The organism is Citrobacter sp. TBCS-14 (assembly GCF_005280805.1).
Classification (GTDB): domain Bacteria; phylum Pseudomonadota; class Gammaproteobacteria; order Enterobacterales; family Enterobacteriaceae; genus Citrobacter; species Citrobacter gillenii.
Genome location: NZ_SZWM01000855.1, coordinates 731 through 971, shown reverse-complemented (window position 1 = coordinate 971; position 241 = coordinate 731). Strand labels below are relative to the sequence as shown.

Below are 241 nucleotides of genomic sequence, written 5' to 3'. Positions count from 1 at the left end.
CGGCTTTCCAGCCAGACAGTCCGGAGCTTATTAAGTTAATTTGTCTGACATGCTTTTGTTGAAAAAGTAAATTCAGAGGGGTCTGTAACTAACAGACCTCCAACATCCTGAGTAAAGAGTAAATTTTGCTGCGGGTTTAAATGAATCCACCATGTATGCAGGTTATGCTCAACAATAAAAGAACTAAAATTTGATAAGCGGAGATCGTTTTTATCTGCTTTCGCATCGCTAAAATGAAGCT

General features: G+C 38.6%; 1 pseudogene. It reads right to left on the bottom strand.

The window, feature by feature from the left end:
• Window positions 1-35: 35 nt before the first annotated feature.
• Window positions 36-241, bottom strand: a pseudogene (locus FDX22_RS30610) (hypothetical protein); the annotation flags it as partial.